The 15449-nt window shown below is 40.8% G+C and carries 14 protein-coding genes; 4 read left to right on the plus strand and 10 right to left on the minus strand.

Annotation, left to right across the window (positions count from 1 at the left end; genetic code table 11):
* Positions 1–188: 188 nt before the first annotated feature.
* From CLV32_RS16530 to CLV32_RS16545, 4 genes are read right to left on the minus strand one after another with little or no spacing between them, the layout of a single operon-like run.
* On the minus strand, positions 189–1409 hold the full coding sequence (locus tag CLV32_RS16530; protein ID WP_133557543.1) for an ABC transporter permease: 1221 nt from the start codon (positions 1407–1409) through the stop codon (positions 189–191).
* A 10-nt stretch (positions 1410–1419) separates the two neighbouring features.
* Positions 1420–2169, minus strand: coding sequence for an ABC transporter ATP-binding protein (locus CLV32_RS16535; protein WP_133557545.1), 750 nt, complete (start codon positions 2167–2169; stop codon positions 1420–1422).
* A complete protein-coding gene (locus CLV32_RS16540) occupies positions 2166–3404 on the minus strand; it encodes an efflux RND transporter periplasmic adaptor subunit (RefSeq protein ID WP_133557547.1) in 1239 nt (412 codons plus the stop codon). The genes CLV32_RS16535 and CLV32_RS16540 overlap by 4 nt, the downstream gene beginning before the upstream one ends.
* A 3-nt stretch (positions 3405–3407) precedes the next feature.
* Positions 3408–4742: a TolC family protein gene (locus CLV32_RS16545; protein WP_133557549.1), complete on the minus strand. Its 1335-nt coding sequence runs from the start codon at positions 4740–4742 to the stop codon at positions 3408–3410.
* Positions 4743–4927: 185 nt separating this feature from the next.
* Between CLV32_RS16545 and CLV32_RS16550 the strand changes: the two genes are divergently transcribed.
* Entirely contained in the window at positions 4928–5995 is a 1068-nt protein-coding gene (locus tag CLV32_RS16550; protein WP_133557551.1) for a sensor histidine kinase, read from the plus strand.
* A complete protein-coding gene (locus CLV32_RS16555; protein WP_133557553.1) occupies positions 5992–6717 on the plus strand; it encodes a LytR/AlgR family response regulator transcription factor in 726 nt (241 codons plus the stop codon). Before CLV32_RS16550 ends, CLV32_RS16555 begins: the two co-directional genes overlap by 4 nt.
* A 26-nt stretch (positions 6718–6743) precedes the next feature.
* Here CLV32_RS16555 and CLV32_RS16560 read toward each other — a convergent pair whose 3' ends face one another.
* A complete protein-coding gene (locus tag CLV32_RS16560) occupies positions 6744–7967 on the minus strand; it encodes a peroxiredoxin family protein (RefSeq protein ID WP_133557555.1) in 1224 nt (407 codons plus the stop codon).
* A 164-nt stretch (positions 7968–8131) separates the two neighbouring features.
* Between CLV32_RS16560 and CLV32_RS23415 the strand changes: the two genes are divergently transcribed.
* Positions 8132–8257, plus strand: coding sequence for a hypothetical protein (locus CLV32_RS23415; protein ID WP_262711525.1), 126 nt, complete (start codon positions 8132–8134; stop codon positions 8255–8257).
* A 67-nt stretch (positions 8258–8324) separates the two neighbouring features.
* On the opposite strand, the gene CLV32_RS16565 is transcribed toward CLV32_RS23415, so the two are convergent.
* Positions 8325–8969, minus strand: a complete 645-nt coding sequence (locus tag CLV32_RS16565; protein ID WP_133557557.1) for a hypothetical protein — start codon at positions 8967–8969, stop codon at positions 8325–8327.
* A gap of 352 nt (positions 8970–9321) precedes the next feature.
* Here CLV32_RS16565 and ccsB point away from each other — a divergent pair, with 352 nt between their 5' ends.
* Positions 9322–12591 (plus strand): c-type cytochrome biogenesis protein CcsB, encoded by a 3270-nt coding sequence (gene ccsB / locus CLV32_RS16570; RefSeq protein ID WP_133557558.1) that lies wholly within the window; start codon positions 9322–9324, stop codon positions 12589–12591.
* Between the two features lie 3 nt (positions 12592–12594).
* Here ccsB and CLV32_RS16575 read toward each other — a convergent pair whose 3' ends face one another.
* Genes CLV32_RS16575 through CLV32_RS16590 form a run of 4 tightly spaced genes read right to left on the minus strand, consistent with a single transcriptional unit; the run spans position 12595 to position 15406 of the window.
* Positions 12595–13446: a fumarylacetoacetate hydrolase family protein gene (locus CLV32_RS16575; protein ID WP_133557560.1), complete on the minus strand. Its 852-nt coding sequence runs from the start codon at positions 13444–13446 to the stop codon at positions 12595–12597.
* A gap of 58 nt (positions 13447–13504) precedes the next feature.
* Entirely contained in the window at positions 13505–13903 is a 399-nt protein-coding gene (locus CLV32_RS16580; protein ID WP_133557562.1) for a DUF1634 domain-containing protein, read from the minus strand.
* Between the two features lie 10 nt (positions 13904–13913).
* The gene (locus CLV32_RS16585) at positions 13914–14747 is read right to left on the minus strand and encodes a sulfite exporter TauE/SafE family protein (RefSeq protein WP_133557564.1); all 834 of its coding nucleotides are present in this window, start codon (positions 14745–14747) and stop codon (positions 13914–13916) included.
* Positions 14748–14755: 8 nt separating this feature from the next.
* A complete protein-coding gene (locus tag CLV32_RS16590) occupies positions 14756–15406 on the minus strand; it encodes a FadR/GntR family transcriptional regulator (protein WP_133557566.1) in 651 nt (216 codons plus the stop codon).
* Between the last annotated feature and the right edge of the window lie 43 nt (positions 15407–15449).

The raw sequence follows: 15449 nt of genomic DNA on the forward strand, positions 1-15449 counted from the left end.
TAGTTATATGCTATACTCCAAAGGATATACCATAAAAGCGATAAAACATAGCTGAACCCACTTGAGGCGCAGATGTACCGACCAATGTCCTGACTTTGTCGACAGAAAGGTCAAAACCAAATTTGTCGGTTAAAATCTCCCTGTGTTATTTAATACACTCAGTCACCTTTTAAGCAAATAACTACATGCTATTCGTAGCGTAAGGCTTCAATTGGATCTAGTTTAGAGGCTTTCAAGGCGGGGTAATAACCAAAGAAAATCCCTGTTACAGCACATACTATGAAAGAAATGATAATGGAGAATTCAGAAATTACAGTTGGCCAATTTAAAGCTACAGGAATGACGAATGCCGATGTTACACCCAGTATTACTCCAATCACACCTCCTGTGACACTTATCATAATTGCTTCAATCAAAAACTGCATCAAAATATCTTTCCCCCTGGCGCCGATTGACATCCTTAAACCAATCTCCCTTGTACGTTCGGTTACTGAAACATACATAATATTCATAATTCCGATTCCGCCAATTATTAAAGAAATGCTTGCCACGGCTGTTAAGAGCGCTGTCATCATGCTACTCGTAGAATTTAGCATGGTCATTAACTCTGCCTGCGTCCGTACCTGAAAATCATTTTCTTCACCTGTGCGTAAGCGGTGAGTTTCTCTTAAGGTAGCTGTAATCTCATCAACAGCGGCGTCTGATGCTCCCTCATTTGTTGCCGAGGCATAGATCTGATTGAAATATATGGATGATAAGATCCTTTTCTGAACCGTAGTATATGGAGCGATAATAATGTCATCCTGATCCTGTCCAAAATTACTTTGCCCTTTCGCGTTCAGAACCCCAATAACCTGGAAAGGGATATTTTTAAAACGTATGATTTTTCCGATAGGGTCTTGCCCTCCGGGAAATAGATTGTCGACAACCGTTTTGCCAAGTAAGCATACTTTTGCTGAAGATCGCAAATCCTGCTCTGAAAATATTATACCTTCTTTGACCGTTAGCTTTCTAATGTCGAGATAGTCTGGGCTGACACCCTGAATGCTCGTTGGCCAGTTTGCTGCGCCATTTATTGATTGTCCACTGGATGAAACCAGGGGTGATATTTTGGCTATATGCTGAGCACTTTCTTCTAAGGCATCTATATCTTTGATGGTTAGCGACTGAATACTACTCCCCATTAAGCGCGCTCCACCAGGTTCGTTGCTATAAGGCATAATCGTAATCATATTAGATCCCATGCTTGACAATGATTCATTAATTGCCTGCTTGGAACCTTCTCCGATCGCCATCATAGCGATAACAGAAGCTACGCCGATAATGATGCCAAGCATCGTTAGCAATGCTCGCAATTTATTGCGTTGTAATGCACGCACAGCAAGCCTGATGAGATTTACAAATTTCATAACATATATTTTAATAATCGTCTGATTCTGGTAGGGAAGCAAGGGCCTCCTTCGCCGATCTACGATCAGTGTTCACTGTATCTTTCTGGACCTTTCCATCCCTTAGCATAACCGTACGGGAACTGAAACCCGCTATATCTGGCTCGTGCGTAACGAAGACAATTGTTTTACCATTGCTGTTCAACTCCTGCATCAGCGACATGATTTCGTAGGACGTCCGCGTATCCAAATTTCCCGTAGCCTCATCAGCAAGGATCATAACGGGTTCATTTACCAACGCCCGGGCTATCGCAACACGTTGCTGCTGTCCACCAGACAATTGATTTGGCGTATGGTCAAATCTACCATCAAGCTTAACGGCCTTCAAGGCTGCAATAGCACGCTCCTTCCTTTCTTCAGTGCCGATTAATGGATTGTACAACAACGGCAATTCGACGTTTTCTAATGCTGAAGTACGCGGTAAAAGGTTATAAGCCTGGAACACAAAACCTATTTTCGTATTCCGGAGTTTAGCCAACTCATCCCTATTAAGCTCCTTAACATTGACATTATCCAGCAAATACACACCTTCAGTGGGTTTATCTAAACATCCCAACATATTTAACAAAGTAGTTTTCCCGGATCCGCTACTTCCCATAATAGTAACAAACTCTCCAGCATTCACATCGAATGATACGCCTTTTAATGCGCGGACCGTTTCCGTACCCATCGTAAACTCTCGCTTTACGTTTTGGATCTCTAAAATTTTCCGGCCCGTCATCTTCTTTTTGGTCTTTGTGGCATAAATGGACTTGCCGCACCCGCAGGTTTTGATCCTTGGGTTAACGCTTCTACACCTGTAACAACTTGTTCATTTCCGGTTAGTCCACTCAGGACTTCAACTTTAGTATTGTCATTTAAACCGGTTTTGATGCTTTTCTGTATCAATTGGTCGCCTTCCAATACCCATACGCTTTCACCCATCTTAGTTTCAGTTTTCCCTTTGCCCTTCGCTTTAACGTCATTACCAGACTTCGGCGGGCCGCCTTGTGCGCTCTCGCCTCTTTTCAATGGCACAATCTGATATTTTTTCGGCAGTGTGGAGTCTGGCATAAACTTGACTGCCTGTGCGGATACCAATAATGCATTTTTAACCTCTTTGGTGAAAATAATGATGCTTGCCGTCATTCCTGGCTTTAATTTCTTGTCGTCATTTGGTGCATCAATCATTGTAGTATAAGTCACTACATTCGAGGATATTGAAGGTTGTAACCTAATCTCTTTAACAGTTCCATTAAAAGTATCATCGATGTATGCATCAACCGTAAAGGTTGAGCGCTGACCAGTTACCACATTGCCTATATCTGCCTCATCAACTTTGGCCTCAACCTGCATCTTGGTAATATCTTTGGCAATCGTAAAGATTGTTGGCGTATTGAAACTTGCTGCTACGGTTTGTCCGATACTTACTGACCGTCCTAGAACTACGCCATCTATAGGCGAATAAATCTGTGTAAAGGATAAATTTCGCTCTGCAGATCTTAGTTGTGCTTTAGTATTATTCACATTTGCTTGTGCTACCTGCAAAGTGTTCAATGCAACATCATACGCTTGTTTGGAAATGGAGCCAGTTTCGTAGAGTTGCTTTTGCCTGCCAAAATTTCCCGTTTGGTAAACGAGATTACTTTGTGCCTGAGCAAGACTCGCCTTAGCCTGGTCTACAGTTGCCTGGATAAGCGTTTTGTCTAACTCTGCCAGTAATTCACCTTTTTTTACTGTTGAATTAAAATCAGCATATAAAGCAGAAATCGTTCCTGAAACCTGAGTACCCACAGTTACCGTATCTACTGGCTGCACTCTTCCTGTGGCCGTCACACTGGTCGAAATCTCTCCCCTGACTGGCTTTTCTGTTTCCAGCTGTACCTGGTTTTCGGTCTTCCTTAAGAAGAAATACCATACCAGGCCAAGTACCAGCACAACCGACACTATAATTCCTATTGTTTTCTTTGATCTCATGACTTATAATTTAAAAGGTACTCCATAATAGAATTCGTAAATCTTGGCAGCCAACGCTGCATTATATTTTGCTTGTATAAACGATTGCGTTGCCTGCACATATAAATTCCTCTGTTGATAAAAATCTACAGCGTTCAGCACGCCAACCTTAAGTTCCTGATTGGCGATCCGATACAGCTCCTGATTGTACTTTACCTGCTCCGCGGCAGCAGCGTATTGGCTCGTCGCATTCTGCATGTTATTGTATGCACTTTCTGTAGTCAAAGCCAAGGTGCTCTTCGTGTTCTCCAGAGTCAGCTTGCTTTGTTCTACCTGAATCTTTGCCAGAGATACATTTGTCTTATTTTGTCTTTTGGTGAATATTGGAATCGAAAGCGTAAGTCCTGCCTGTTGATAAAAGTTGTTGTCAAACTGCCTGAAAGCATTATATGAGGGGTCCCTTGCGTAACTCGTTCCTACTCCAGCACCGAGCGACAGTGTAGGTAGGTAACCCGACTTTGCCTTGCTGAGTGCCAGGTCTGCGATTTGAGTACCCAGTTCGGCATTCTTAACTTCCGGCCTGTTTGCCAGGGCGTAGTCCTGGAGCGTGTTCAAGCTGATCGTACTTGTAGCATTGCTAAGGGTGTCTGGTTTCACCACATCAAATTCACGCAACGCAGGTAGTTGCAATATGGTGCGTAGTGCAATCTTGTCGTTGCGCTCGGCGTTTTCAGCCGCGTTTAAATTAAACTTATCAGTTGCTAATTGAGCTTCAAATTGTGCCACATCTTTCTTTGCAACTGATCCTGCAGCGAACTGACGTTTGATCTGCTCTAGCTGCGCCGTGGATGTAGTAACAAGATCTTTGTTATAAATGATACTTTCTTTATCTACAAGAATATTTAAGTAAGCCTGAGCAATCTGAAGATCAACACTATTGGCAGTCTCCATAATTGAGAGGCTTGACGACTGTACCAGAAGTTCCTGCTGCTTAATATTGGTCTTCAAATAGCCACCTTGAAACAATGTCCAGGCAGAACTCACTCCATATGATCCTGAATAGTTTAAGTTATTACCATTCGTTCCTGTTGCTTGGTTATAATGGTTGACAGATTGTGACGCAGATCCATAAAGGTCAGGAAGCACCGCCGCTTTGGCTAACAGTTGGTTTTGCCTGGCAGTTTCCAAATCCAGTTTCAAGCTGCGCAGTGTAATATTGTGCTCCTTTGCGTACTGTAAACAGGCCGCAAGATCCCATATTTTAGCGATTGGTCGCGCAGTAGTGTCCTGCCCATAACTTTTACAGACAAAAAACATACAACAAGTGACTGTCAGGAATTTAAAGCTGATTTTTAACATGTTTTTTAAAGTTTTATTCCTAATTACACAACAAATCAAACGGAATTTAGCACGTAAAAAAAATGTGATAGACAGTGTGGCAAAAAGTGTCGACCAGTATCAATTTTACGCCGACGGAAATATTTGGACGTAGCATAAAATCATAGCTACCTTGTGACTATCAAATTTACACTAAGACAACACCTATGGTTTCTGTAAAAAGCCCGTCATATATTGCAGTCTTACTGCATCTTTTTTCCTGGTTATTATTTGCATCAGTACTCCTTTTTTATCAGCCGTTATCATGGAATATCGCTGTACCCTATCAGTTCTGGGTTAAACAGGGCATCGTGCTGCTATTTCTGGTAATATTGTTTTATGGCAACAGCTATCTACTGGTTCCCCAGTCACTATTAAAAGATAAAAATTTGTATTTTGTATCTGTTATATTGTTAATTGTAGTAATAACCGGCCCCATTTTCCAAAGCCTCGATCATGCCCTCGGTCTTCCAGAACTTATGGGGCGTGCTTTTGAGAAAACGGGCCGTCATGGCCCTCCGAAGCGTGAAAATCACATCGACATCTTCTTGTTACTCATGACTTTGCTAATGGTAGGTATTAGCACGAGTTTAACTTTGATCCAAAAATGGCATATAGATAAACAAACCAGAGAATTGCTCGAAAAAGAGAAAATCGGATCAGAGCTCTCTTTTTTGAAAGCCCAAATTAACCCACACTTCTTTTTCAATACACTCAATAATATCTATGCGCTTACACATATAGATGTTGATGGGTCAAGAATTGCGCTACATAAGCTTTCCAGAATGATGAGATACCTTTTGTATGAAACATCCGGCGGAAGCACGCCTTTAAGTAAAGAAATTTCTTTTATCACTGACTATGTAGAGTTGATGAAACTACGATTGAATGAATTTACCACCATTAATTATACGGCTCCTGCCCTGGATACGGATCCGCAGATTGCACCGATGATATTTTTACCATATATTGAAAATGCATTTAAATACGGTGTAAGCACTACGGAACCTGCAGTAATAGATATTATCTTTTTTCAAAACGAGACTACAATAGATATGTTTGTCAAAAACACCATATTCGCGAGTACTGAGCAACAAGATGGCTATGGAGGCATTGGCTTACTAAACACCAGACGCCGTCTGGAACTACTTTATCCCGATAACCATTCATTAAATAGTAGCGCATCGGAAGATGGAAAAACCTATAGCGTTCACATCAAACTTAAGTTCGCATGATTTTGAATTGTATAACTGTAGACGATGAGCCATTAGCCCTCGGACTTATCAGCAGCTTTGTAAATCAGACGCCTTTTCTTTATCTGGCAGGTAGTTTTTCGAGTGGTATCAAAGCCTTGGAAATCATTAACAATCAGTCAGTCGACGTAATTTTTCTGGATATACAAATGCCTGATCTGACAGGGCTCCAACTGGCGAAAATACTGGAAAGCATGGATCAGGCTAAACGTCCTCGGGTGATCTTCACCACGGCGTATAATACCTTCGCGATTGAAGGATATAAAGTTGATGCGCTGGATTACCTGCTAAAACCGTTCGATTATAGTGAGTTTTTAATGGCTGCTACCAAAGCTAAAAATTATGCGGAACTATTGAAACAAAACCACAGCAACGTCACGCCCCACGAAGAATATATATTCCTGAAGGTCGAGTATCAATTGGTAAAGATTGCGTTGAACGATATTAATGTTGTGGAAGGACTTAAAGACTATGTAAAGGTACACCTGAGCAACGGCAAATTTATTTTGTCGCTCATTACCATGAAGGCGTTAGAGGAAAAGCTGCCAGCACAACGTTTTATCAGAGTGCACCGTTCATTCATCATCGCGATTGACAAAATCGAGTCAATAACTAAAACCAGTGTTTTAATTGCCGGTACATCTATTAATGTAGGTGATCAGTATAAGGAAAAGCTAAAAAACATTTTAGGAAATTGGTTCTGAGCTAATCGTCAGGTTACCATCTGTAGTTAACCAGTGGGTTGACCAAGCAGTTTATCCACTTCCTCATTAAATTCCTTAATAAACCGGGTATAATACTCACCGGTCGCCGGGCCTGTAAATCCGGTATAAATTTTATCCACGTTGCCCCGCTTGTCAATAAACAAAATCGTTGGAAATGACAAAAATGAATTCAATGCTGGAAACGAAGCCGCAACAGCCTTTTTATCAGCGAGCCCACCAAATACCTCTGTGTAATCAATATCAAAGCGTTTTTTGAAATTCTCCATCGCAGTTTTAACATATTCCTGATCAGATTTGCGCTCAAATTGAACACCGACTACTTCAACACCACGGTGCTTGTTTTTCTTGTACCATGGCGAAACAAAGGCGGCTTCATCAATACAATTCGGGCACCATGTCCCACCAATTGTAACGATAACTACTTTATTTTTAAACTTTTCATCTTTTAATGATACCTGTTTCCCTGCTGCATCAGGCAAAGAAAAATCAAAAGTTCTGTAGCCTTCTTTTAAATAGGTTAGCTGATAGGCGTCAGGTAAAGCAGCATTTGAATTTTTATTTCCTTTGAAAGGTTGTCCATTAGCAGTACCCCGTAGCAAACCAACAGAATCAATGGTTCCTGTATAATACGATATACCCCCACCTATAAATGAGGACAAATGAAAACTATTTCCCTGAACCAGCCCCTCAAGGTACCTCGAATCCCCGGTAATACTCATAAATGTAGCGGATAACTTATTGCCATTTTGTGTAAATAAGCCCACTTTCTTTTCTTCGACCCCGTTTCTACCGGAAAAAGTTATCTCATATTTCCCAGAAATATCACCTGAAGGTTTCTCAACACTATCGGCGAATCGGTAGGTCTCTCCATGGATAGCTTCAATAGGTGTCGACCTTCCCAATTGATCTTTTTTACGCAACACGCCAGTCAGTTTCTCGTTTTCAATTTTCAAGGCAAACTCATTGTCAAACTGGTCAAATGATATAAATAACGAGTCGCCAGCTTGCCTAAATCGGCCGCCTTCAAAGCGCTCTCCACCATTCAATAAGTAAATTTTGGCATGCGCAGCCGACTTACCCTCAACCTCAAAGTTAAAAGGGACCTTCGTTCCATCAGCCTGATCAAATACACCGCGCCAAGATCCTTCAGGAATAAAAGACTTCGTTTGTGCCTGGACTACAGAAGTAAAAAGCACTACCAACAAAAATAACAAGCGATGTATATTCATTTGATCAGGAAATTTATAGACCAAAGGTAAGCAAAAAATAAAAGACTACAATTTAAGTAGTCTTTTATTAACAAGCTAAAGGATATAATTAACAAATTATCTCTGAATTTCTAAACTTTGGTGTCGGCATAGAGGTTATACCTCTATCATATATTAAATGAGTTATGGCAGATAAGAAGACAGACAAAGACCCATGCTGGAAAAATTATGAACAGGTTGGGATGAAAAAAAAAGATGGTAAAAAAGTCCCTAATTGTGTTCCCAAAAAATCTGGCAAGAAAGAGAAATGAAAAGTTTTAATCTGAGCTGTGCCTGATCTTGCGATCGTAAAACATTGGTTTTATAAACCGCTCAACATCAGTAAACAAATCCCTCTTTATTCAATTTTGAATTGACATTTTTCGCAAGGTTATTATTCAGTGTGTTGTAACCAACCATCCAAACACCGCTACCTGTTGATTTACCCATCCACACCGGTTTAATTTGATTTAGATCAATAAGATAACATAAATAACTTGCGTTTGGATTTGCATCTTTAACTACATCATAAGTGTTTAAAGCGTCATTTTTAACAATCCGTTCGGTAGTGGTACTCCAAGACTTGTTCATGTTCACGACCAATACTGCCTCGGCTCCTGCTTTTTTTAGGCCACCTATAAAACTAGCATAATCTATATCATCTCCCGCCTCAAATAAAGATCCAGCACCGGTTACAAGTGTTGAAGTCTGCCCCATGTTTTTTACAAAAGCATTTTCAAGATTTTTCCTAAAATCAATGTTAGAGAGATTGTTAAATTTCTTCCTAACTATTGTGTTATACGCTTCCTCATTAAACTGTGTGATCTCCTGGTTAGTTTCTACGAATACGACTACGACGTTAACATAAGGCTCAGCCACCTTTTGTTTAGTGAAACTTGTCAGATTTGAAGTTGCACAACCCGTTAATGAGGTAATGCCAAAAATGGCGAACGTTAGGATGGACAAAGACCGTCTTAGCCTCATTTTCCAAAATTGGTTTAAAATGGTTAGTGTTTTCATAATGATTTATATTTGTGTGTTCCCTAATTTACAATTATCCAGCTGGTTTGCGATTTGCTTATTGTAATTTTTTAAATACTGTTCCTATTTCGCACATATACAGAAAACCTCTATCAAATTTTGAAATACCATTGCTCGCATTATATATTGTTAAATTTATCATCAGCTAAACGTAATAATTGATTATTGTGTTCATTTAGTACAACGATATCAAGTATGTTTGACCGAATTGACATGTTACAAAATAAATCTCTACCATCTTTCTTTGAGAAGTAGGAGCTTATTAAGCAGATCGTGTTACGGCAAAAAAACTCTGATGAATAGAATTACTAAAATCCTCTTTTCTACCCGAACCATGGGTACAATGCTTCTCATTTATGCTTTTTCCATGGCAATGGCAACTTTTGTAGAAAATGATTACGGTACTGCCGTCGCGAAAGCATTGATATACAATTGCTGGTGGTTTGAATTGGTTATGTTAATTCTTGTGATCAACTTTATTGGTAACATCAAACGATACAGACTCTATCAACGTAAAAAAATCCCGTTACTTGTCTTTCACCTTGCCTTCGTAATTATCTTTATAGGGGGTTTTATTACAAGATACATCAGTTACGAAGGATCAATGCACATTCGGGAAGGAGAATCGAGCAAAGAGATTGTTTCTGATGCCACGTTCTTTAAAGTACAAATTGGCCAGGGAGAACAAGCACTGGCTTACGACGACGTTCCTGCAATTCTCATATCCAACAGAATTCCAACGTATTTAAAACCATTTAAAAAGACCTTCGTATCTGAATACGACTATAACGGCCAGCGTGTAAAAATGAAAGTAGTAGATTTTTATGCCAGGGCGCAAGACTCTCTTATCCAAAATCCTTCCGGCAAACCTACGTTGCATCTGGTAGTACTGGAAAACGGTAAACGTGTAAATAAATATATTCCTTCGGGCGAAGTGCAGCTTATTCAAAACCTGCTGATCAGCTACAACAAACAAACACCAGGAGCAATCAATATTGACAACACTACGGGTAGTTTTTTAATATCCTCACCATATGAAGGCAGTTATATGATTATGGCTACCCAGGAAAGAAAAACAGTCGAGGCAAAAGATATGGCCCAGCCCTTTCACCTCCGAAGTTTATACAACTACGGAGCCTTGGCATTTGTTGTTCCGGAGCTGCCTGTAAATGGGAATATTATCTATTTTGAGGGTGATAAGAAAACACATGAACACGATTCAGATCTGTTAAAGGTTGAAATAACAACGCCAACAGCCACCGACACCGTATCATTTTATGGCGGCCGCGGCATGACTAATTTTCAGCATCAGAGTGAGATTGGTGGTTTAAGGATATCCCTGGCCTATGGATCTAAAATATATCCTGCACCTTTTGCACTTAAACTAACGCACTTTCAAATGGATAAATATCCTGGTAGTGATAGTCCAGCGGCTTACTCCTCAGATATCATGATACAAGATGGCGGAGCCGAACGACCTTACAAAATATATATGAACCATGTACTTGATCATGCAGGATTCAGGTTTTTTCAGGCGAGTTTCGACGACGACCAAAAAGGCACCGTACTTTCGGTAAATCATGATGAATTAGGGACTAATGTGACGTATGCAGGCTATACCCTACTCTTCCTGGCGATGTTCGTTACACTATTTTGGAAAGGCACACATTTCTCAAAGCTCAATGAACAACTCAAAAGCATTTCGAAATCAAAGGTAGCACTCCTGCTTTTTATGCTTCTTCCTCTGGATGCAGCATTTGGTCAACAAATAGATATGCATGGTAAGAATGAGCCGGCTCCGATCACTGAAACCACAGCGCCACATAACCATCTTAACGCGGCCGAACACGTACATACACCTGATAATACAGCAGCTCTGGACCAGTTGCTAAATGGTAAAGTTGTTGACCCCATTGCATTTGCTGCGTCGGTCAAAATTGACCCCGCGCATGCTGATTTATTTGGACACCTTCTAGTGCAAAACATTGATGGAAGGATAGAGCCAGTCAATACAATGGCGCTGGAAATACTGCGGAAACTGCACCGGAAGGATAAGTTTTATTCGTTAAATGCAAATCAATTTTTCTTGTCAATTTCTACCAGGTTTTTTGATTGGGTAAATGTCCCTATCATTAAAGCCGGATCAAAAGCAAGTGCTGAGCTATTAACGAAGATTAAAGCGGACAAGGACGGTTACACTTCTATGATCAACCTGTTGCTGATCAATGCAGATGGCTCAGCAACCTTTATATTGAAAGACGATTATCTCATCGCATTTGCTAAAAAACCATCTGATCAAAACACGTACGACAAGGAAGTTATTGACCTGAATGACAAGCTTCAGGTTATGCAGCAACTGATGGAAGGAGCTTATCTAAGGATTTTTCCCATTGCCGGAGATGCCAATAACACATGGATAGCGATGCCGGTAAATGTTGTAGCTCAAAAAACAACAATGCCAAACGCATTTGACGCATATATAAAGGCAGTACAAAGTGGACAGCAGACTGGTAATTGGACTGCTGCAAATACCGAACTGGAAAATATTAGCAAGTTACAGCATAAGTACGGTCAAAGTGTTATACCATCTGAGGCAAAGATAAATTGGGAGGTCAGGTATAACTCCTGGAATCTCTTTCTAAACCTGATGATTACATATGCCTTTTTAGGCGCATTGATACTAGGGCTGGCGTTCTTCAAGCTCTTTAAAAGTTCTAAAAATCTCGATCGGATCATTACTGCCGTGTTATTTGTTATTACTATTGCCGCAGTTTTACAGGGTATTGGTTTAGGAGTACGTTGGTATATTTCGGGACACGAACCTTGGAGTAATGGCTATGAGGCTGTATTGTTCATCAGCTGGATCGGGGTGCTTTCTGGCTTACTGATGTACAGAAATAGTAATGCTTTTATTCCCGCCGCGGGATGTTTGATCGCCGTAATTTTGATGGGTTTCGCACACGGAGGGTCACAGATGAATCCCCAGATTACTCCCTTAGTTCCTGTCCTGAAATCCTACTGGTTAATGATTCATGTTGCGATCATTACATCCAGCTATGGTTTTTTCGGTTTAAGTGCCTTGATTGGCACTGTCGTACTTATTCTGTTCATCATTGACAATAATAAGATTAGCGATAAGGTTAAGGCTTCTATAACCGAATTAAGTATTGTTAATGAAATGTCGCTAACCATCGGGCTTTTCCTACTGACGGTCGGTACTTTTCTGGGAGGAATATGGGCAAACGAAAGCTGGGGAAGATATTGGAGCTGGGATCCCAAAGAAACCTGGGCATTCATATCGGTCATTATTTACGCTTTCATACTCCACGTACGTCTCATTCCTGGTTTAAAAAGCAAGTACCTCTTCAACTTGTTGTCATTAATAGGCTTTTCAACCATCATCATGACCTATTTTGGAGTAAATTATTACCTTACCGGGCTGCATTCGTATGCGAAGGGAGATCCCGTTCCGGTTCCTGCCTGGGTTTATATAGTTACCGGCGTAGTGTTGTTGCTGGCAATCGTTTCTTACCGTCAAAGAAAGAAACGATTAACCAAAGCATAGATCTTAAGGCTGATAAGCCTTTACTTTTTGCAAACTATTGCCAAGACAATCAACCCCTAATTCAACAACATCTCCGGGTTTGAGGTACCATGGCTCGGGTTTTTGACCCAGCCCTACACCTGCCGGAGTTCCAGTTGTTATCACGTCTCCTGGCAAAAGAGTCATGAATTGACTAATGTAAGAAACCAAAAATGGAACATTAAAAATCAGATTTGAAGTACTTCCATCCTGAACCATTTTACCGTTCACCATAAGCCACAATCTTAAGTTGTGTACATCAGCAATTTCGTCTTTTGTAGCCATAAATGGCCCAAGCGGAGCAAATGTATCACAGCTCTTTCCTTTGGTCCACTGCCCGTTACGCTCCAGTTGAAAGGCACGTTCGCTATAATCATTATGCAACAGATACCCCGCAATATGATCAAACGCATCTTCTTCAGCTACATAACTCGCCTTTCTGCCAATAACAATAGCCAATTCCACCTCCCAGTCTGTTTTTACACTCGCTTTAGGGATAATGAGATCATCATTTGGGCCAACAATAGCAGAGGTTGCCTTGAAGAATAAGATTGGTTCAACCGGAATAGCTGCTCCGGTTTCGGCAGCATGGTCTTTATAATTTAAACCCACGCAAACAAGTTTTGAAGGTCGGCATACCGGAGAACCTAGCCTGGTACTTTTGTCAACCTTTGGAAGTTCAGCATTTTTGATATCTTCTTCAAGCTTAACCAGGGCATCGCCCGCAAAAAAAGCTTCGTCATAATCCTTAACCAACTGCGATACATCAAACCAGTCATCGTTAATAATTACGCCAGGGCGTTCGTAACCCGCTTCTCCAAATCGTATTAATTTCATATCAATCTATATATTTTATTCGGGCTAATCTGCTGCCTCATCACCAATAAATATAGGGCTAAATTTTTAAACCGCTGAATGTGCTAAACAGGATTATCCCCAGTACGATCATAGTTATAACAACATATAACCTGTCTTTCTCTACCGCAAAAGCGAAAAGAGAAAATGCAATTCGTAAGATTGGCGTGATGATCAGCAACAATACGCCAAATTGGATTATTGCCATAGCTTTAAATGTAAATAATCCCACTATTATCCCGTCAAAAGTAATAAATTCACTCCCCTCACCCTTGAACACCCTGTAATCAGGCATCGCACAAGTACCATATTGTGATAATAAAAGGATACCACCAATAAGCACAACAATGCAAGCAGTAAATACCCCGGTTCTTAATAATTTTCCTACAGTTTTTTCTACATCCCTTTCCTGGAGGATAACAGTGTCTGTTTTTTTCATATCTATCTTTTTAGAAGTTATGTTGGTATCCATTGTAGATCATTTCGAATGCGACAAAAGTAATTGCGACACAAAATATGATCCTCAATGTTTGCGGGTTAATCCTGGTTAACAGTTTTGCTCCGGTAAATGCCCCACCGAGCACACCCAGTACCACTGGAAAAGCAATAATAGGATCCATGTAACCTCTTTGCAGGTAAACTACAGCACTGGCAGCAGCAGTTACTCCAATCATAAAATTGCTCGTTGTAGTGCTCACTTTAAATGGTATCTTCATTGCTGTATCCATTGCCAATACCTTTAGTGCGCCGGAGCCTATTCCTAACAGACCCGACATCACACCAGCAAGTGTCATGATGGAAAATCCACCTCCAACATTCTTTAATTTGTAGCTTATGGGCCCATCAGGACCAGGATAACTACTATCCAATTTGAGCATTGCCGAAAGTTTGCTTCCCTCCGTTAGTGCCTCCTGATTTTTTTTCCTTAAGGTCATAGCCGCAGAAAACAATAATACACTGCCAAAAATAATAGCGATAGTATTGGTTGGCGTATATACAGCAATCAGGGCACCTAAAACTGCCCCAATTGTAGTCGCAATCTCAAGAAACATCCCAAGTCTGATATTCGTAATCCCTTCTTTGATATAAGCGCTGGCAGCGCCTGAAGAGTTGGCTATTGAAGCTAACAGGGCAGCGCCAATCGCGTACCTGATATCAACATGAAAAACGAGGGTAAGTAACGGTATCACCACTACTCCACCACCAAGGCCCGTTAAAGAGCCTACCAAACCCGCGAGATAGGCGCCGAGAATTAGTATTAATGTGAAAGTTAAAATTGACATAGCATTGCTTAATGATTGTTATTCAATATTTGAGATAGTATATGCGTTGCCCGCTCTTCATCTTTAGCCTCAATGGAGTCGAAGAGGCTCTGGTGCAGATAATGGCTCATCGCAAAGTGGGTCACACCCGACGGTTCACGCCGGGAAAAAAAATCACGGATCACAACCGTAAAACTTCCATACAGATCAGCAAGCACCTGATTTCCTGAAGCACGAGCAATAGCCATATGAAATTCGATGTCCGCATTTGCACAAGCCACCTTGGATTCCTGCTCAATCGCTTCCCGGCGTTTCTTTAAGGCCGCACTAATAGATTCTAAATTTTCTGTTGTTCGATGCTTAACGGCAAGGCTAACGATTTCCTTTTCCAGTATCGACCTTACCTGATTTATTTCACCGAAGTCAGATCTTCGGAGACGATGCTCTATCGGTTCCGCAGAAACATCATTAACCATCGTTCCAAATCCCTGCCTAACTGTAAGGATGCCGGATAAGGTCAGCGATTTTATCGCTTCACGGATCGTTGACCTACCTACACTATAGCACTCCATTAACAAAGGTTCAGGGGGAAGTTTTTCACCTGCTTTGAACCTTGCTTCTTTAATGTCATCACGTATGCGTAAGGCTATTTGCTCGAAAAGTCGCAATTGGGTTTCCATATTCTAAATTTTCAGCACAAACATACGATGTTTCAATTAAACA

This window comes from Pedobacter duraquae, assembly GCF_004362245.1.
GTDB classification, from domain to species: domain Bacteria; phylum Bacteroidota; class Bacteroidia; order Sphingobacteriales; family Sphingobacteriaceae; genus Pedobacter; species Pedobacter duraquae.

Coding starts and splice junctions, on each gene's coding strand:
- CLV32_RS16565 (WP_133557557.1), bottom strand. CDS start 8,969: ATGAGGCTAAGACGGTCTTTGTCCATCCTAACGTTCGCCATTTTTGGC.
- CLV32_RS16535 (WP_133557545.1), bottom strand. CDS start 2,169: ATGACGGGCCGGAAAATTTTAGAGATCCAAAACGTAAAGCGAGAGTTT.
- CLV32_RS16550 (WP_133557551.1), top strand. CDS start 4,928: ATGGTTTCTGTAAAAAGCCCGTCATATATTGCAGTCTTACTGCATCTT.
- CLV32_RS16555 (WP_133557553.1), top strand. CDS start 5,992: ATGATTTTGAATTGTATAACTGTAGACGATGAGCCATTAGCCCTCGGA.
- ccsB (WP_133557558.1), top strand. CDS start 9,322: ATGAATAGAATTACTAAAATCCTCTTTTCTACCCGAACCATGGGTACA.
- CLV32_RS16560 (WP_133557555.1), bottom strand. CDS start 7,967: ATGAATATACATCGCTTGTTATTTTTGTTGGTAGTGCTTTTTACTTCT.
- CLV32_RS16585 (WP_133557564.1), bottom strand. CDS start 14,747: ATGTCAATTTTAACTTTCACATTAATACTAATTCTCGGCGCCTATCTC.
- CLV32_RS16540 (WP_133557547.1), bottom strand. CDS start 3,404: ATGAGATCAAAGAAAACAATAGGAATTATAGTGTCGGTTGTGCTGGTA.
- CLV32_RS16590 (WP_133557566.1), bottom strand. CDS start 15,406: ATGGAAACCCAATTGCGACTTTTCGAGCAAATAGCCTTACGCATACGT.
- CLV32_RS16545 (WP_133557549.1), bottom strand. CDS start 4,742: ATGTTAAAAATCAGCTTTAAATTCCTGACAGTCACTTGTTGTATGTTT.
- CLV32_RS16575 (WP_133557560.1), bottom strand. CDS start 13,446: ATGAAATTAATACGATTTGGAGAAGCGGGTTACGAACGCCCTGGCGTA.
- CLV32_RS23415 (WP_262711525.1), top strand. CDS start 8,132: ATGGCAGATAAGAAGACAGACAAAGACCCATGCTGGAAAAATTATGAA.
- CLV32_RS16580 (WP_133557562.1), bottom strand. CDS start 13,903: ATGAAAAAAACAGACACTGTTATCCTCCAGGAAAGGGATGTAGAAAAA.
- CLV32_RS16530 (WP_133557543.1), bottom strand. CDS start 1,409: ATGAAATTTGTAAATCTCATCAGGCTTGCTGTGCGTGCATTACAACGC.